Source organism: Arthrobacter globiformis (genome assembly GCF_030817195.1).
In the GTDB taxonomy this organism is placed as follows: domain Bacteria; phylum Actinomycetota; class Actinomycetes; order Actinomycetales; family Micrococcaceae; genus Arthrobacter; species Arthrobacter globiformis_D.
The window spans coordinates 3,258,767-3,274,028 of the sequence record NZ_JAUSYZ010000001.1 but is presented as its reverse complement, the minus strand read 5'-3'; the positions used below and the strand labels follow the sequence as shown (position 1 = coordinate 3,274,028).

At 63.6% G+C, this 15,262-nt stretch carries 17 protein-coding genes; 9 read left to right on the top strand and 8 right to left on the bottom strand.

All coding sequences use genetic code 11. The annotated features are described in order from the left end of the window. The first annotated feature begins 116 nt into the window (after nucleotides 1-116). The 4 genes from QF036_RS14830 (at nucleotide 117) to QF036_RS14815 (ending at nucleotide 3,694) form a co-directional block, all read left to right on the top strand. Nucleotides 117-506 carry a HesB/IscA family protein gene (locus tag QF036_RS14830; RefSeq protein WP_307103045.1) on the top strand — a complete coding sequence of 130 codons (390 nt, stop codon included), beginning with the start codon at nucleotides 117-119 and terminating at the stop codon, nucleotides 504-506. 185 nt (nucleotides 507-691) lie between these two features. Then, nucleotides 692-1,564, top strand: a complete 873-nt coding sequence (ctaC, locus tag QF036_RS14825; protein ID WP_307103044.1) for an aa3-type cytochrome oxidase subunit II — start codon at nucleotides 692-694, stop codon at nucleotides 1,562-1,564. Between the two features lie 10 nt (nucleotides 1,565-1,574). Next, complete coding sequence (ctaD, locus tag QF036_RS14820) at nucleotides 1,575-3,296, top strand: aa3-type cytochrome oxidase subunit I (protein WP_307103042.1); 1,722 nt, start codon at nucleotides 1,575-1,577, stop codon at nucleotides 3,294-3,296. Beyond that, nucleotides 3,293-3,694: a cytochrome c oxidase subunit 4 gene (locus tag QF036_RS14815; protein WP_102974540.1), complete on the top strand. Its 402-nt coding sequence runs from the start codon at nucleotides 3,293-3,295 to the stop codon at nucleotides 3,692-3,694. Before ctaD ends, QF036_RS14815 begins: the two co-directional genes overlap by 4 nt. A gap of 80 nt (nucleotides 3,695-3,774) precedes the next feature. Here the strand turns inward: QF036_RS14815 and QF036_RS14810 are convergent, their stop codons facing one another. Then, on the bottom strand, nucleotides 3,775-4,068 hold the full coding sequence (locus QF036_RS14810) for an HPr family phosphocarrier protein (RefSeq protein WP_307103040.1): 294 nt from the start codon (nucleotides 4,066-4,068) through the stop codon (nucleotides 3,775-3,777). Nucleotides 4,069-4,251: 183 nt separating this feature from the next. On the opposite strand from QF036_RS14810, the gene QF036_RS14805 reads away from it, so the two are divergent. Then, nucleotides 4,252-5,043 (top strand): GntR family transcriptional regulator, encoded by a 792-nt coding sequence (locus QF036_RS14805; protein WP_307103038.1) that lies wholly within the window; start codon nucleotides 4,252-4,254, stop codon nucleotides 5,041-5,043. Nucleotides 5,044-5,152: 109 nt separating this feature from the next. On the opposite strand, the gene qcrB is transcribed toward QF036_RS14805, so the two are convergent. The 4 genes from qcrB to ctaE form a co-directional block, all read right to left on the bottom strand. Next, complete coding sequence (gene qcrB, locus QF036_RS14800; protein ID WP_307103036.1) at nucleotides 5,153-6,823, bottom strand: cytochrome bc1 complex cytochrome b subunit; 1,671 nt, start codon at nucleotides 6,821-6,823, stop codon at nucleotides 5,153-5,155. After that, entirely contained in the window at nucleotides 6,801-7,871 is a 1,071-nt protein-coding gene (qcrA, locus tag QF036_RS14795; protein WP_306923777.1) for a cytochrome bc1 complex Rieske iron-sulfur subunit, read from the bottom strand. Before qcrA ends, qcrB begins: the two co-directional genes overlap by 23 nt. 100 nt (nucleotides 7,872-7,971) lie before the next feature. Next, nucleotides 7,972-8,760 carry a cytochrome bc1 complex diheme cytochrome c subunit gene (gene qcrC, locus QF036_RS14790; RefSeq protein ID WP_307103034.1) on the bottom strand — a complete coding sequence of 263 codons (789 nt, stop codon included), beginning with the start codon at nucleotides 8,758-8,760 and terminating at the stop codon, nucleotides 7,972-7,974. An 88-nt stretch (nucleotides 8,761-8,848) separates the two neighbouring features. Next, nucleotides 8,849-9,487 carry an aa3-type cytochrome oxidase subunit III gene (gene ctaE / locus QF036_RS14785; protein ID WP_444875983.1) on the bottom strand — a complete coding sequence of 213 codons (639 nt, stop codon included), beginning with the start codon at nucleotides 9,485-9,487 and terminating at the stop codon, nucleotides 8,849-8,851. 148 nt (nucleotides 9,488-9,635) lie between these two features. Between ctaE and trpD the strand changes: the two genes are divergently transcribed. Beyond that, nucleotides 9,636-10,694 carry an anthranilate phosphoribosyltransferase gene (gene trpD, locus QF036_RS14780; protein WP_307103030.1) on the top strand — a complete coding sequence of 353 codons (1,059 nt, stop codon included), beginning with the start codon at nucleotides 9,636-9,638 and terminating at the stop codon, nucleotides 10,692-10,694. 94 nt (nucleotides 10,695-10,788) lie between these two features. Here trpD and QF036_RS14775 read toward each other — a convergent pair whose 3' ends face one another. Together QF036_RS14775 and QF036_RS14770 are read right to left on the bottom strand one after the other, a co-directional pair. After that, nucleotides 10,789-11,070, bottom strand: coding sequence for an Lrp/AsnC family transcriptional regulator (locus tag QF036_RS14775; RefSeq protein ID WP_307103028.1), 282 nt, complete (start codon nucleotides 11,068-11,070; stop codon nucleotides 10,789-10,791). 51 nt (nucleotides 11,071-11,121) lie between these two features. Beyond that, complete coding sequence (locus QF036_RS14770; protein ID WP_307103026.1) at nucleotides 11,122-11,532, bottom strand: DUF3054 domain-containing protein; 411 nt, start codon at nucleotides 11,530-11,532, stop codon at nucleotides 11,122-11,124. Between the two features lie 98 nt (nucleotides 11,533-11,630). Here QF036_RS14770 and QF036_RS14765 point away from each other — a divergent pair, with 98 nt between their 5' ends. The 3 genes from QF036_RS14765 to QF036_RS14755 all read left to right on the top strand — a co-directional run bounded on the left by QF036_RS14765 (nucleotide 11,631) and on the right by QF036_RS14755 (nucleotide 13,437). Then, nucleotides 11,631-12,014, top strand: a complete 384-nt coding sequence (locus tag QF036_RS14765) for a VOC family protein (protein WP_307103024.1) — start codon at nucleotides 11,631-11,633, stop codon at nucleotides 12,012-12,014. A 45-nt stretch (nucleotides 12,015-12,059) separates the two neighbouring features. Continuing rightward, entirely contained in the window at nucleotides 12,060-12,533 is a 474-nt protein-coding gene (locus QF036_RS14760) for a VOC family protein (RefSeq protein WP_307103022.1), read from the top strand. 223 nt (nucleotides 12,534-12,756) lie between these two features. Continuing rightward, nucleotides 12,757-13,437, top strand: coding sequence for a glycoside hydrolase family 16 protein (locus tag QF036_RS14755; protein WP_307105939.1), 681 nt, complete (start codon nucleotides 12,757-12,759; stop codon nucleotides 13,435-13,437). 61 nt (nucleotides 13,438-13,498) lie between these two features. Here the strand turns inward: QF036_RS14755 and QF036_RS14750 are convergent, their stop codons facing one another. Further along, complete coding sequence (locus QF036_RS14750) at nucleotides 13,499-15,262, bottom strand: thiamine pyrophosphate-dependent enzyme (protein WP_307103020.1); 1,764 nt, start codon at nucleotides 15,260-15,262, stop codon at nucleotides 13,499-13,501.

Genomic DNA, 15,262 nt, shown 5'->3' with positions numbered 1-15,262 from the left:
GAAGTTAGAGCTCCGCGCCGGATCGACGTAGCATGTAGCTATAGCCCGTACTGTTTCCGTAGGGGCAGGCACCGTGCAAGCGGGGCAGCCACAACCGTCGTTAGTAAGGTAGGCCAATGAGCACTACGACCAATGAAAACAGCACCGAATCCACCGGCACGGCCAGTGCGGAACTGGCGAGCCACGAGGTTCAGCTGACGGACGTTGCAGCAGGCAAGGTCCGCAGCCTCCTGGAGCAGGAAGGCCGTACCGATCTTCGCCTCCGCGTAGCCGTTCAGCCGGGTGGCTGCTCAGGCCTCATTTACCAGCTGTACTTCGACGAGCGCCTCCTTGAAGGTGACGCGGTACGCGACTTCGACGGTGTCGAGGTCGTCGTCGACAAGATGAGCGTGCCGTACCTCAGCGGTGCCAGCATCGACTTTGAAGACACCATCTCCAAGCAGGGCTTCACCATTGACAACCCGAATGCGGGCGGCTCATGCGCCTGCGGTGATTCGTTCCACTAAAGGGTAAGTAAGCCCTTCCTGAACCTCTTGGCGGCGCCGGTGAAAACCGGCGCCGCCACACGGTGGGGACATGTGGGCGAAAACCTGCGGGGAGCGGTAAGCTCTACACCGAGTAGTAAAACTTTTAGTGTGCCCGGGAAGCTTTTTGCCGCCCTGGCAACAGCAACAAGTAGGAAGGGCCGTCTGTGAGTTCGCAGAACCGAACCGGCAGCCGACGCAAAACGATCACTACGATCACTGGCTTGGCAACTGCCGGCGCGTTGGTTTTGACTGGATGTTCGCCAGAGGTAGAGAAGGGGTGGCTGCCCACTGAGCGTGGCACCACCAATCACACTGACCGCATCATGGACCTCTGGGTCAACTCATGGATTGCCGCCCTCGTGGTGGGCATCATCACTTGGGGCCTGATCGTCTGGTGCCTCGTTGCCTACCGCCGCCGCAAGGGCACCGTGGGCTTCCCGCGGCAGACCAGCTTCAACCTGCCCCTTGAGGTCTTCTACCTGACGATCCCGCTCTTCATGGTCCTGGTGTTCTTCTACTTCACCGACCGTGACCAGCAGGCGATCGATGACCGCTCGCAGCCGGCCGACGTCGTAGTGGACGTCCGCGGCAAGCAGTGGGCATGGGACTTCAACTACAAAAAGGGCGACGTCATCACCGAGGACGCCCACGAAGCCGGCGTCCAGGCGCACCTGACAGGCGAGGAAGTGGACAAGGAGAAGCTCCCCACCCTCTACCTGCCCGTCAACAAGTCCGTTGACCTGGAACTGAACTCGCGCGACGTCATCCACTCCTTCTGGGTTCCTGCATTCCTGCAGAAGAGGGACATGATCCCGGGCAAGACCAACTACATCCGGTTCACCCCCACCAAAGAGGGCACCTACGACGGCAAGTGCGCCGAGCTCTGCGGTGAGTACCACTCCGAAATGCTGTTCCGCGTCAAGGTTGTTTCCGAGTCCGAATTCCAGGCTCACATGAACCAGCTGCGCCAGGACGGCAACACGGGCCTGCTTGGCGATGAGTATGACCGCAACCCGAACCTGAACGAATCGAAGTAAGGGAAGCGAAGTGGCTACTTACACCCAGACCCCCGGGATCCTCGAGGCTCCCGTAGTACCCAAATCCAAGGGGCGCATCGTCGTCAACTGGATCACCTCCACGGACCACAAGACCATCGGGTACATGTACCTGATCGCGTCCTTCGTGTTCTTCTGCTTCGGCGGCGTGATGGCCCTGCTCATCCGCGCCGAGCTCTTCGAGCCGGGCATGCAGATCCTGCAGACCAAGGAGCAGTACAACCAGCTGTTCACCATGCACGGCACGGTCATGCTGCTCATGTTCGCCACCCCGCTGTTCGCCGGCTTTGCGAACGTGATCATGCCGCTGCAGATCGGTGCACCGGACGTCGCGTTCCCGCGACTGAACGCGCTGGCCTTCTGGTTCTTCCTGTTCGGCTCCACCATCGCCGTTTCCGGCTTCATCACCCCGCAGGGTGCTGCATCCTTCGGCTGGTTCGCCTACGCGCCGCTCTCCAACACCACCTTCAGCCCCGGCGTCGGCGGTGACCTGTGGGTCTTCGGCCTGGCGCTGTCCGGCTTCGGCACCATCCTGGGCGCGGTCAACTTCATCACCACCATCATCTGCATGCGTGCCCCCGGCATGACCATGTGGCGCATGCCGATCTTCACCTGGAACACCCTGGTCACGGCCATCCTGGTCCTGATGGCGTTCCCGCCGCTGGCCGCAGCACTCTTCGCCCTCGGTGCGGACCGCCGCTTCGGCGCCCACATCTTCGACCCGGAGAACGGCGGCGCCGTCCTGTGGCAGCACCTGTTCTGGTTCTTCGGCCACCCCGAGGTGTACATCATCGCGCTGCCGTTCTTCGGCATCGTCTCCGAGATCTTCCCGGTCTTCAGCCGCAAGCCGATCTTCGGCTACAAGGGCCTGGTTTACGCGACCATCGCGATTGCTGCCCTGTCCGTGACCGTGTGGGCGCACCACATGTACGTCACCGGATCCGTGCTGCTGCCGTTCTTCTCCTTCATGACCATGCTCATCGCGGTTCCCACCGGTGTGAAGTTCTTCAACTGGATCGGCACCATGTGGCGCGGTTCGCTGACGTTCGAAACCCCCATGCTGTGGAGCATCGGCTTCCTCATCACGTTCCTCTTCGGCGGCCTGACGGGCATCATCCTGGCCTCCCCGCCGCTGGACTTCCACGTCTCCGACTCCTACTTCGTGGTGGCCCACTTCCACTACGTGGTGTTCGGCACCGTGGTGTTCGCGATGTTCGCCGGCTTCTACTTCTGGTGGCCGAAGTGGACGGGCAAGATGCTCAACGAGCGCCTCGGCAAGATCCACTTCTGGCTCCTGTTCCTTGGCTTCCACGGCACGTTCCTGATCCAGCACTGGCTCGGCGTCGAGGGCATGCCCCGCCGCTACGCCGACTACCTGGTCGAGGACAACTTCACCTGGATGAACCAGTTCTCCACCATTGCCTCGTTCGTCCTGGGTGCCTCCCTGATCCCGTTCTTCTGGAACGTGTACATCACCGCACGCAGTGCGGAGAAGGTTCAGGTTGACGATCCCTGGGGCTTCGGTGCCTCGCTGGAGTGGGCCACGTCCTGCCCGCCGCCGCGGCACAACTTCACGTCCCTGCCGCGGATCCGCTCGGAGCGTCCGGCACTGGACCTGCACCACCCTGAGCTCTCCCAGTCACACACCGTTGAGTCGCCGGCACCTGCAGCAAGCGTGCTGGGCAACGCCGATCAGAAGGACACTGCGCAATGAGAATCGAGTCCTGGATTTTTGGAGCAGGAGTTTTCTTCTTCGTTCCGGTTTCCATCATCTACGGCTTCCTCACCAACTGGTCTGAGTGGGTCGGCATCCTGGGAATCCTCCTGGTGGGTGGCCTGGCAGGCATGATCGGTGCCTACCTGGGCTTCACCGGCAAGCGGGTGGGCATGCGTCCCGAGGACCGGGCTGACGCAGAAATCCACGAAGGCGCCGGCGAGCAGGGCCACTTCAGCCCCTGGAGCTGGTGGCCGCTGGTCCTGGGCCTGTCCTGCGCCGCAGGATTCCTCGGTCTGGCCGTAGGGTTCTGGATCGTGTTCATCGCCGGCGGTATGGCGCTGGTGGCCCTCGTAGGCTGGGTCTACGAGTACAGCCGCGGAGACCACGCACACTAGCGTTTTCTGTTTCATAGAACGACGGCGGGCCCCACCTTTTGGTGGGGCCCGCCGTCGTTCTACTTGTCTTTAAAGCGGCACTAGCTGGCTTTCTGCGATGCCAGCAGCTCCACGAGACACGAGAGGGCCGCCTCGGCCTCGCCGAGGCTCTTGCCCGCAGGCAGGGCCGATTCCTTGACTGCCAGCTCAACCTCGCAGCCGTAGTTGAAGTCAGCAGTCATGACCTCGAGCAGGGAGCGGGCATCCACGGCGTCAATGCCGTCCTTGCGGATGGTCACCGGTAGCCCTGTCTCCGTGACCGCACGGACGAACACCGCTGCCGGCCTGGCGTGCAGACCGATGGCCGCAGAAACGATTGCCTTACGAACGGGCAACTGGACTCCTTCGTCTTGGACGGGATGGCACTTTGGGGGGAAGCCGCCGTCGTCTTTCCATTTTGTTCGCCTCTAAGAATATCGGCCCCTGTGGCGCCCTTCTGCCGGGGACGGCCTGGTCTAGACCTGTGGCCTCGTTGGCTTACCCTTGAACTGTGAGCATGCATTACAGGAGCCGCCGCCGTGGCGGCTAACGTCGCCGGCATCGCCGGTGAAATCGACAGAACCAGCGGGACGCCCATCTACGTCCAGCTCCGTGAGATCCTCAGGACCTACATTGCGACGTCCTGCCCGCCAGGCTCGGCGCTGCCGTCCGAACGGGACCTGGCTGAACGTTTCAGCCTGGCCCGGATGACCGTCCGGCAGGCCATCGACGCCCTGGTGGGGGAGGAGGTCATCGAACGGGTCGTCGGCCTGGGCACTTTCGTCCGGAAACCGAAGCTGGACCTCCAGGTCAAGCTGACCTCCTACAGCGAGGAGATGCAGCGCCGCGGCATGGTGCCCGCAGCGAAGGTGCTGAGCTTCGAACAGATCGCCGCCAGCGCCTTCCTGGCCCGCGAACTGCAGCTGGAGGAGGGAACACCCCTGGTGCGCTTCCGGCGCCTCCTGCTGGCCGATAACGAGCCAATGAGCGTGGATGAGAACTTCATCCCGGCCCACCGGGTGCCGGGGCTGCTCGACGGCGAGCCGCCCACCTCGCTCTACAACGTGCTGAGCGAACAGTTCGGCCTCGTCATGGAATGGGGCGAGGATATGATCGAGGCCACGGCCGCATCGCCCTCCACCGCCCGGCTGCTCAACGTTGAAATCGGCGCGCCGCTGCTGAAGATCCAGCGGCATGCCTTCGTTGCCCGGGCCATGGTGGACTACTCCGTCTCCTATTACCGCGCTGACCGGTACAAGCTCTGGGTGCCGCTGCAGCGGCCCGGAGTCCGGCCCACCCGCAACTACGCATCGGGTTACCGGCAGCAGTAGCCCGGCCGGCTGCCGCCTGCCGCAAAGACTTCTGTTCGGAGATGCAGAGAAGGCCCGGTCCTGGCGGACCGGGCCTTCTCTGTGTGCTTCTTGGTGAAGCGTTGCTGCCTTAGTGGCTGAGGGTTTTCTGTCCCTCGCCGGCTTCAACGGCCTCGTGGTGGCCGTGGCTGGCTTCCAGCTCGGCCGGCGATGCCGGAGCAACCCGGTCCTCGAAGAACCAGCGGGACAGCTTGGCGCGGCGGTTTTCCTTGCGGGTCACCACACCGTGCTCGTTCGGCTCGGCCGGCAGCGGTGCGGGCGACTCGAAGCCAACCAGCCTGTAGCGCTTGTACTCGTCGAGCGGAGCGTGAACCTCAATGAACTCGCCGTGCGGGAGGCGGACGATACGTCCGGTCTCGCGGCCGTGGAGGGCGATTTCGCGGTCCTTGCGCTGCAGGGCCAGGGCCACACGCTTGGTGACGACGAACGCGATGACCGGCCCGATGAAGAACAGTGCGCGCAGCCAGTACGTGACGTCATTCAGTGCCACGTGGAAGTGCGTGGCGATGAGGTCCGAACCGGCGGCGGCCCACATGACGCTGTACCAGGTGAAGCCGGCTACACCGATCGCGGTACGCGTGGGAGCGTTCCGGGGACGGTCGAGCACGTGGTGCTCCCGGTTGTCCTTGGTGATCCAGCGCTCGATCCACGGGTAGGTGAACAGCACGGTAAAAATGATGCCAGCCGGAACAAGTGCCGGAAGCAGGACATTCAGCGTGAGGACGTGGCCAAAGATGATGTATTCGAAGTGGAAGCCGCTGACCACACCGGGCATCAGGCGCAAGGCACCGTCGACGAAGCCGATGTACCAGTCAGGCTGGGTGCCTGCGGACACGGGGGAGGGATCGTACGGGCCGTAGTTCCAGATCGGGTTGATGGTGAAGAACCCGGCCATGAGCGCAATGACACCGAAGACGATGAAGAAGAATCCGCCGGCCTTCGCAGCATAGACCGGGCCGAGGGGGTAGCCGACGACGTTGCGGTCGTTGCGTCCCGGGCCGGGGTACTGCGTGTGCTTGTGGACAACCACCATGAAGAGGTGCACGACGATCATGAGCAGGATCAGTGCCGGAACGAGCAGGATGTGCAGCGTGTAGAGGCGGCTGATGATGACCGTGCCGGGGAACTCTCCACCGAACAGGAAGAAGGAGATGTACGTGCCGATCACGGGGATCGACTTGATGACGCCGTCGATGATGCGCAGGCCGTTACCGGACAGCAGGTCATCGGGGAGCGAGTAACCGGTGAAGCCGGCAGCCATGGCCAGGATCAGCAGGACACCGCCCACCACCCAGTTCATCTCACGGGGCTTGCGGAACGCGCCGGTGAAGAACACACGGAGCATGTGCACCGCAACGGAGGCCACGAACAGCAGCGCTGCCCAGTGGTGGACCTGGCGCATGAACAGACCGCCGCGGACGTCGAAGGAGATGTCCAGCGAGGAGCTGTAGGCGACGGACATTTCGACGTTTTTCAGCGGCGTGTAGGAGCCGGCGTAGTGCGTCTCGGCCATCGACGGATCGAAGAAGAACGTCAGGAACGTTCCCGACAGGAGCAGGATGACGAAGGAATACAGCGCCACCTCGCCAAACATGAAGGACCAGTGGTCCGGGAATACCTTGCGGCCGAATTCGCGGAGGATTCCCGACCCGCCGACGCGCTCGTCGACGAAATCAGTGAAACGTCCGACTTTGGTGTTGGCTACGTAGGCGGGGGCTTCAGCTGTTGATGCTGCGCTCATGCTCATCACGCTCCCAGTAACTTGGTCCTACAGGTTCTTTGAAGTCGCTGGTGGCGACCAGGTAGCCCTCATCGTCAACTGCGATGGGCAGCTGGGGGAGCGGGCGGCTGGCCGGGCCAAAGATAACCTTGCATTCCTGGGTCAGGTCGAAGGTTGACTGGTGGCACGGGCACAGCAGGTGGTGCGTCTGCTGCTCGTAGAGGGCAACAGGGCAACCGACGTGGGTGCAGATCTTGGAGTAGGCAACGATGCCGTTGTAGCCCCAGTTTTCGCGTCCCGCGGAGGGGTTCAGCGACGCGGGGTCGAGGCGCATCAGGAGAACGACGGCCTTGGCCTTTTCGTTCAGCTTGCCCTCGTGCAGTTCGTTGAGGCCTTCCGGGATCACGTGGAAGGCGGAACCGATGGTGACATCCGAGGCCTTGATGGGGGTTCCATCGGGGTCGCGGGTGAGTCGCTTGAGCTTGCCGTCCTGGGGGGCCCACATCGTGTGCGCCAGCTTGTCGTCCGGGCGCGGTCCGAGGTCACCGAAGATGGCGATGGCCGGCAGGGGTGCCAGTGCCATGGCGCCAAGCAGGGTGTTCCGGATGAGGGGACGGCGCTTGATGCCCGTTTCCTCCACGATGTCGTCCACGATGCGGACCGCAGCCTGGCGGTCGTCCTCCTCGCGGATCGCGTGGCGTTCCTCGGAGACTTCGTGGTCCGGCATCAGAGCCTTGGCCCAGTGCACGATACCCGTGCCGATGCCAAGCATGGCGAACGCCGTGCCAATGCCGAGCAGCGCATTCTGCAGCCGGATGGTGGCAATGCTGGAGTCGTCTCCCAGGTCGATGGCGAAGTACGCCACCAGGAAGACCACCGTGCCAATGACTGAGGTTGCGAACAGAGCAGCAACCTGCCGTTCTGCCCGCTTGGCGGCTTTCGGGTCCGTGTCAGCCAGGCGCAAGCGGTGCGGGGGAATTCCAGGATCCTGGAATTTCTCCACCTCATGCTGACCAGCCGTAGCTACGGTGCCCGAGTGGTTCGGACTGCCGTCACTATGGTTGCCCATGATTCGCCTCATCCTTCTCTCGTCTCGGCCTTTGCCGAGTTATGTTCAGTTCCAAACCTGCTGTGTAATCAGCAGGACGTTCTTGTTGTGCCTGGTGTGGCTATGACGAGCGGGACGTCAGCCAGATGGTGAAGGCGATGATGACGCCCAGGCCGGCGATCCACACGAACAGGCCCTCAGAAACAGGACCAAGTGCACCCAGGTCTGCGCCGCCCGGGGAACCGTTGGCTTCAATCTGCTTCAGGAAGGTGATGATGTCGCGCTTGCCTTCAGGGGAGATGTTCGAGTCATTGAACACCGGCATGTTCTGCGGTCCGGTCGCCATGGCTTCGTAGATGTGCTTGCCCGTGACGTCGGCCAGGGCCGGGGCAAACTTGCCGCGGGTGAGTGCGCCACCGGCTGCCGCAGCGTTGTGGCACATGGCGCAGTTCACGCGGAACAGCTCGCCACCTTCGGCGGCGTTGCCCTTCTCATCCAGGTATTCGTCGGCCGGGATGGCCGGACCTGCACCCAGCGAGGCTACGTATGCGGCCAGCTGGTGGGTCTGGGTGTCGTTGAACTGGGCCGGCTTCTTGTAGGCCTGGGGGCCATTCATCTGCATGGGCATGCGTCCGGTGCCGACCTGGAAGTCAACAGCGGCGGCGCCGACGCCAACCAGTGAGGGACCATCCTGCGTTCCGCTGGCACCCATGCCATGGCAGGTGGCGCAGTTGGCTTCGAAGAGCTTCTGGCCTTCCTGCGTATCGCTGGCGGTGAACTCTGCAGTGCTGGCTTTGGCCTCGTTGACGGTAGTGGCAACGGCGTACAGCCCACCAGTGAGGAGGAGGCCCATCAACAGCAGGGCTATTGCTGCCAGTGGGTGACGTCGCTTCTGCGAGAGTGCCTTCACGTGGTGGTTCCTTTATTCGATCGTGCGTCGGCTCCGTGAGCCGCTTCTTGAAATTCGTTCTCTTGGAGAAGAGGGAGAAAAGTCTGGACTACTGGAGGACGTAGATGACCAGGAAGAGGCCGATCCACACGACGTCCACGAAGTGCCAATAGTAAGAGGTGACAATGGCCGAGGTCGCCTCGAAGTGACCGAACTTCTTGGCGGCGAAGGAGCGGCCCATGATGAGCAGGAACGCGACCAGGCCGCCGATGACGTGCAGGCCGTGGAAGCCGGTGGTCATGTAGAAGGCGGAGCCGTAGGCGTTGGAGGACAGCGACACGTGCTCGGAGACCAGCATGGCGTATTCCGTGGTCTGGCCGGCAACGAAGAATGCGCCCATGAGGAAGGTCAGGGTGAACCATTCGTTCATGCCCCAGCGGGTGAACTGGAGCGGCCTGCCGCTGCGTCGCGGCTGGAGCCTTTCGGCGGCGAATACGCCCATCTGGCAAGTGAAGGAACTTGCCACGAGGACGATCGTGTTAACAAGCGCAAAGGGGAAGTTGAGCTTGGCCGTCTCTTCCGCCCACATCTGCCCGGAAGTGGACCGGAGTGTGAAGTACATGGCGAAGAGACCGGCGAAGAACATCAACTCGCTGGAGAGCCAGACGACGGTCCCGACGGAGACCATGTTCGGGCGGTTCAGCGTGGGGTGCGCAGGGGTACTGGGGGCATGGGTCGCAGATGTCACATAGACATTATGTCTGTAAAACTTCGGCTTGCCCAACGCAAACCGCCTTTTGCGGAGACTTTTTCTACAAAGACGCGAAATCGCGCTGAAAAGTTCCCGGGGACGTTCATATTGGTCTTTGCGACGGGCACCTCGATAGCATCAGGAGGTGACTTCACAGGTATCGGCACCGGCGGCAGGCAACACCTGGCCGCGCCTCATCTCGGCACTGTTGAACGGCGAACACCTGAGTGCGGACAGTACGTCCTGGGCCATGGACACCATCATGTCGGGGGCCGCAACGCCCGTCCAGATCGCCGGTTTCCTCGTGGCGTTACGCGCCAAGGGCGAGACCGTGGAGGAGATCGCCGGCCTCGTTGACGCCATGGTGTCCCATGCCAATCCGATCTCCATCTCCGGTGAAAAGCTGGACATCGTGGGCACCGGTGGTGACCAACTCAACACTGTGAACATCTCCACCATGGCGGCGCTGGTCTGTGCCGGCGCGGGCGCAAAGGTGGTTAAGCACGGCAACCGGGCGGCGTCGTCGTCGTCGGGATCGGCGGACGTCCTGGAAGCGCTGGGGGTGCGGCTCGACCTTCCCATAGCGGACGTCGCACGGAACGCCGAGGAAGCTGGCATCACCTTCTGCTTCGCCCAGGTCTTCCACCCGTCCTTCCGGCACACCGCGGTTCCCAGGCGTGAACTCGCGATCCCCACAGCCTTCAACTTCCTGGGCCCCCTCACCAACCCCGCCCGGGTGCAGGCCTCCGCAGTAGGTGTGGCGAATGCCCGCATGGCGCCGCTGGTGGCAGGCGTCCTGGCGCGCCGCGGCAGCCGCGGCCTGGTGTTCCGGGGAAGCGACGGCCTGGACGAACTGACCACCACCGGACCGTCAACAGTATGGGAGATCCGCGGCGGCGAAGTGACCGAACAGACTTTCTCGCCCCAGGACCTGGGGATCCGTCAGGCGACCGTGGAGCAGCTTCGCGGCGGGGACGCACAGGCGAATGCCGCCGTCGTCCGCAATGTCCTGGCCGGAGAAACGGGCCCGGTGAGGGACGCGGTCCTGCTGAACGCCGCGGCGGGCCTGGTGGCGTACGACCTGCAGGCCGACGGTCCGCTCACGGACCGCATGAAGCTTGCCCTGGACCGGGCCGCGGAGTCCATCGGCTCAGGCGCAGCCGCTGCCGTCCTTGAGAAGTGGGTCAGCCTCTCGCAGGCATAAGGTACCGAACAAGCCCTAAGGCAGCCAACGACGGAGGGGCCAGGCACCTGCAGGTGCCTGGCCCCTCCGTCGTTAGACAGCGAAATATGGGCTGCTATTCCTCGAACCCCAGCGCGAAGGCGGCATCGAGGTCGTGCTGCGAGTAGGCACGGAAGGCAATATGGGTGGTGGTGTGCACGACGGCGGGCACCTTGGACAGCTTGTCGGCGATGACATCTGCGAGGTCTTCGTGCTGGGCCACGCGTGCAACGGCGATCAGGTCCCATTCCCCTGTCACGGAGTAGACCTCGCTGATGCCCTCCATGGCGGATATTTCCTCGGCCGTCTCGGGAATGCGCGAGGCGTCTGTCTTGATCAGGACGAATGCGGTGATCACTGTGAACCCTTCCGGATCTGTTGAGCTGTGCTGCCAGCCTAGTACATGGACTCAGGCGCGGCGGCGTCCGCGCAGGCGGAGGACTACGGCGACGATGAGGCGGTAGCCGAGGAGGAAAACCGCTAGGCTCAGCAGGGCCACGATCACAAACGGCAGCACCACGGTTTGTCCCGTGAGCGCGCGCAGCGCCATTCCGATGGCCACACTGCCGAGCCAGACAGCCACCCCGGCCGGCCACAGCGCCAGGGGCCGCCGCCAGACCCGCAGCAGCAGCCAGGCGACGGCTGCGCCGGCCAGGAATGGCCAGGCCGTGGCCAGGATTCCCGTCACTGATTCACCCCGCGCATGGGCATCGCGGCCGATGGCGGCGAAGGTCAGGATGAGGATGAAATCGGCCGCAGCTGCGGCGGCCGTCAGGGCCGGAACCGCCCGTGTTCCGGAACGGTCTGTCGTGGAAGGCATGCTTCCGAGCCTATCCGTTTTTGGCAGGTCTTGCCCCGACGGGAATATGCCGTGACGATGTCAGGCAGAACCAATGCGCGCGGCTTGAAGGAGGCCTGGTGAAGCTCATCCAGATTGCCCAGCATGCCGAGGACCTTGACCGGGCGGCGGAGTTCTACTCCGCCCTGCTGGGCACCGCTCCGGCGGCGGTCTTCGAGCCGCCGGGACTGCTGTTCTTCGATCTCGACGGCGTCCGGCTCCTGCTGGAGCGGGGAGCGCCGTCGTCGGTGGTCTACCTTGAGGTCCCGGACGTGCGGTCACGCGTAGCGGAACTGGAGGCCGCGGGAGTGGAGGTGGTCGGCGCGCCGCACGTGATTTTCCATCACGATGATGCGCGGCTCGGCCCGGCGGGTACAGATGAATGGATGGCGTTCATCAGGGACAGTGAAGGAAACACCGTCGGTCTGGTGAGCCACACGTCCGACGGCGGTACGCCCGCGTAAGCAAACGTCAGCAAACCGGCCGGCCCCGCGAAGGAGGAGAGCGGCGTGCAGAAAATAAGACCCTGCCTGTGGTTCGATAACCAGGCGGAGGAAGCGGCCGAATACTACGTGTCCGTCTTCGACAATGCCTCGATCACCAGCGTCTCACGCTTCGGTGAGGGCGGCCCCGGCCCGGCGGGCCAGGCCGTCGCCGTCGAATTTGAAATCGAGGGCCAGGCTTTCCAGGCCTTGAACGGGGGACCGGCGTTCTCCTTCAGTGAGGCGGTGTCCTTCGTGGTGGGCTGCGGCTCGCAGGAAGAGGTTGACCGCTACTGGAACTCCCTCACGGACGGCGGCAGTGAAAGCCAGTGCGGCTGGCTCAAGGACAGGTACGGTGTTTCGTGGCAGATAGTGCCGAAAGTTCTCAGCCAGCTGATCAACGGGCCTGACCCGGCCGGCGCCCAGCGTGCCGTCCAGGCCATGCTGGGAATGCAGAAGCTGGAGATCGCCGAACTCCGGCGGGCTTACGACGGCGGGTAGTTCCCCGGACAGCCGGCCCACCCAGCACCCCAAGGTTTTTCCAAGAAGTATCAGTACCCTGTGGGCAGGGTAATTAACAGGATGCGTTGGGCGGGGCGCTGCGAAGGCTGCAAACCGAGGTGAGGTCATGCTGTGGAGAAGAAGGCTGGCAACGGCAATCATCGCTGCCGTTACGTTGAATGTTGCGGCAGTTAACCTGAACGGAGACTACTCCGTGGGAACGATGGACGGGGCACTCGCAGCGACTGTCGTGCCGAACGTGCAGGCCGCAGTCCTGCGCAACTGGGGTCCGGTGGTGGCCGGAGACGAGTTCAACTATCTGGGAGCGCCCAACCCGCTGAAGTGGAAGGTGTATGACAGCGTGGGCCATAACGGCAACGGGATCCGCAGCCCGAAGGCGCTGAAGGTTATTTACGGGGCGGCCTTCATCACCGGCGACGCCAATGGCACCACCGGCGGGATGTCCGCCAGGTTCGCCCAGCAGAAGTACGGCCGCTGGGAAACCAGGATGAGAACCACTGTGCGGGATGTGGAGTACCACCCGGTGGTGCTGCTGTGGCCCAATGACAACAACTCGCCGAACTGCGCCGAGGTTGACTATGCGGAGGCGCTGGGCAACGTCAACGTGATCAAGTTCAGCCTGCATTACGCCTGCACGCGGTCCAACTATCAGACGCGGGCGGCTAAGGCCATCGACCTTACCCAGTGGCACAACTACGCCGTTGAGTGGACCCGGACCGGAATCACCGGCTATATCGACGGCGTCCCGTGGTACATCGATACGAATCCGTCCCACCTGCCGACCGTGGGCATGCATCAGACGCTCCAGCTCGACTGGTTCCCGGACGGAACCGTCACCAATCAGACCCAGATGATCGTCGACTGGGTGCGCGTCTACCGGTAGCCGGATCAGAAAAGTTCTCCGGGGGACGACGGCGGGAGGTCCCGCCGTCGTCCGTTTTCTGTCAGGCGGTGGCCTGGTAGGCCTTGACCCGCTGTTCCACCACGAGGTGGATGAGGGCGAAGACACCGTCCTCCTCGATGGCGGCCAACGCCGCATCCAAGGCGGCCGGAATGTCCTTGTCCTCGGTAACTGTAATGCCGAAGCCACCAAAGGCGGTGGCCATCATGCCGAAGTGCGGATTCTTCAGCTGGGTGCCGGACACGCGTTCGGGATAGTGCCGCTCCTGGTGGGTGCGGATGGTGCCGTACTCCTGGTTGTCCACGACGATGACCAGCGGCGTGGCACCGTACTGGGCGGCTGTGGCGAGTTCCTGGCCGTTCATAAGGAACTCGCCGTCGCCGGCAACAGTGACCACGCGGCGCCGCGGTTCAGCAAGTGACGCCGCGACGGCCGAAGGGATGGAATAGCCCATGGAGCCGTTCCGGGCGCTGATCATTGAGGCGTACCGGCGGGTGGGGAAGTACCGGTGCGCCCAGTTAGTGTGCTCGCCCGCCCCGAACGTCACCAGGGCATCCTCCGGCAGCTTGGGGACCAGGTGTGCCATCAGGGTGTCCATCCTGGCCGGCCCGGGGACGGGGATGGACGAGGGAAGCGCGGCGAACGACTCCTGCTCCGCCCTCATCCGGCCTGTCCACGCCTTCCACTCCTCCTTCACCTGCAGATCGATGCCGGCGAGGTCGCGGACGAAGGCCTCGGGTTTCGCCAGGATCTGCCGCGAGACGGGGCCCGAACGGCCGCGCAGTGCGGGGTCGATGGTGACCAGGAAGTTCTTCTTGCTCCAGTCCTGCCGGCAGACGAATCCGTCCGTAATCACGTCTCCCGGGACAGTGCCCACAAAGACGAGAAGGTCGGTTTCCTCCAGCAGGTCGTAGGTGGGGCGCGGGCGGCCATACCCGATGGGGCCCACATAGGACGGGGAGTCAAAGGAGACTGTTCCCTGGGTGCGCCATTCAGCGGCGGCGGGAATCTGGTGCCGCTCCAGCCAGGCGGTCAGCTGATCAGCTGCGGACTGGGTCCAGTCGTTGCCGCCCGTCACGAACAGCGGCTTGTTGGACGAAGCCAGTGCAGCCTTCAGTGCCTCGACGTCGTTGCTGCTCATGCCGCCGCCCGCCACCGGGATGGCCGGGTGCAGCGTCGGATCAATCAGGTCCCGGAGGATGTCCTCCGGCAGGCCCACCACCACTGGCCCCGGCCGCCCGCTCATAGCGGCAAACATGGCCTCAGCCACAATTTCGGATGCCCGCTCCGCGTGGTCAAGGACCATGACGCGTTTGGCGCCGGTATCGAACCATGCTTTGATGTCGAACTCCTGGAACGCCTCGCGGTCCCGGTGCGCGAACGGAATCAGACCCACGAACAGCAGCATCGGCGTCGAGTCCTGCCAGGCCGTGTGCAGCCCCACGTGCGCGTTGGCTGCACCTGGGCCCCGGGTGACCATCGCCACCCCGGGTCGCTGGTTCATTTTGCCGTCAGCCTCTGCCATGTACGCCGCCCCGCCCTCGTGCCGGCACACGATGGTTTCAATATCGGAGCTGTGCAGGCCGTCCAGGACGTCAAGGAAGCTTTCACCGGGAACCACATAGGTGCGCTCCACGCCATGGGCCGCGAGCGAATCAACGATCACATGCCCGGCGGATTTCAGGACCGGGCGCGGTCCTGCAGGCACGCTCTCGGGGCCAGTCTGGCGGAACTCCTGTCCTTGGGCTCGGTCAAGATCGGGGCGGTTGTCGGTGGCGGTCAGGGTGGACTGAGACTCTGTTGTCAT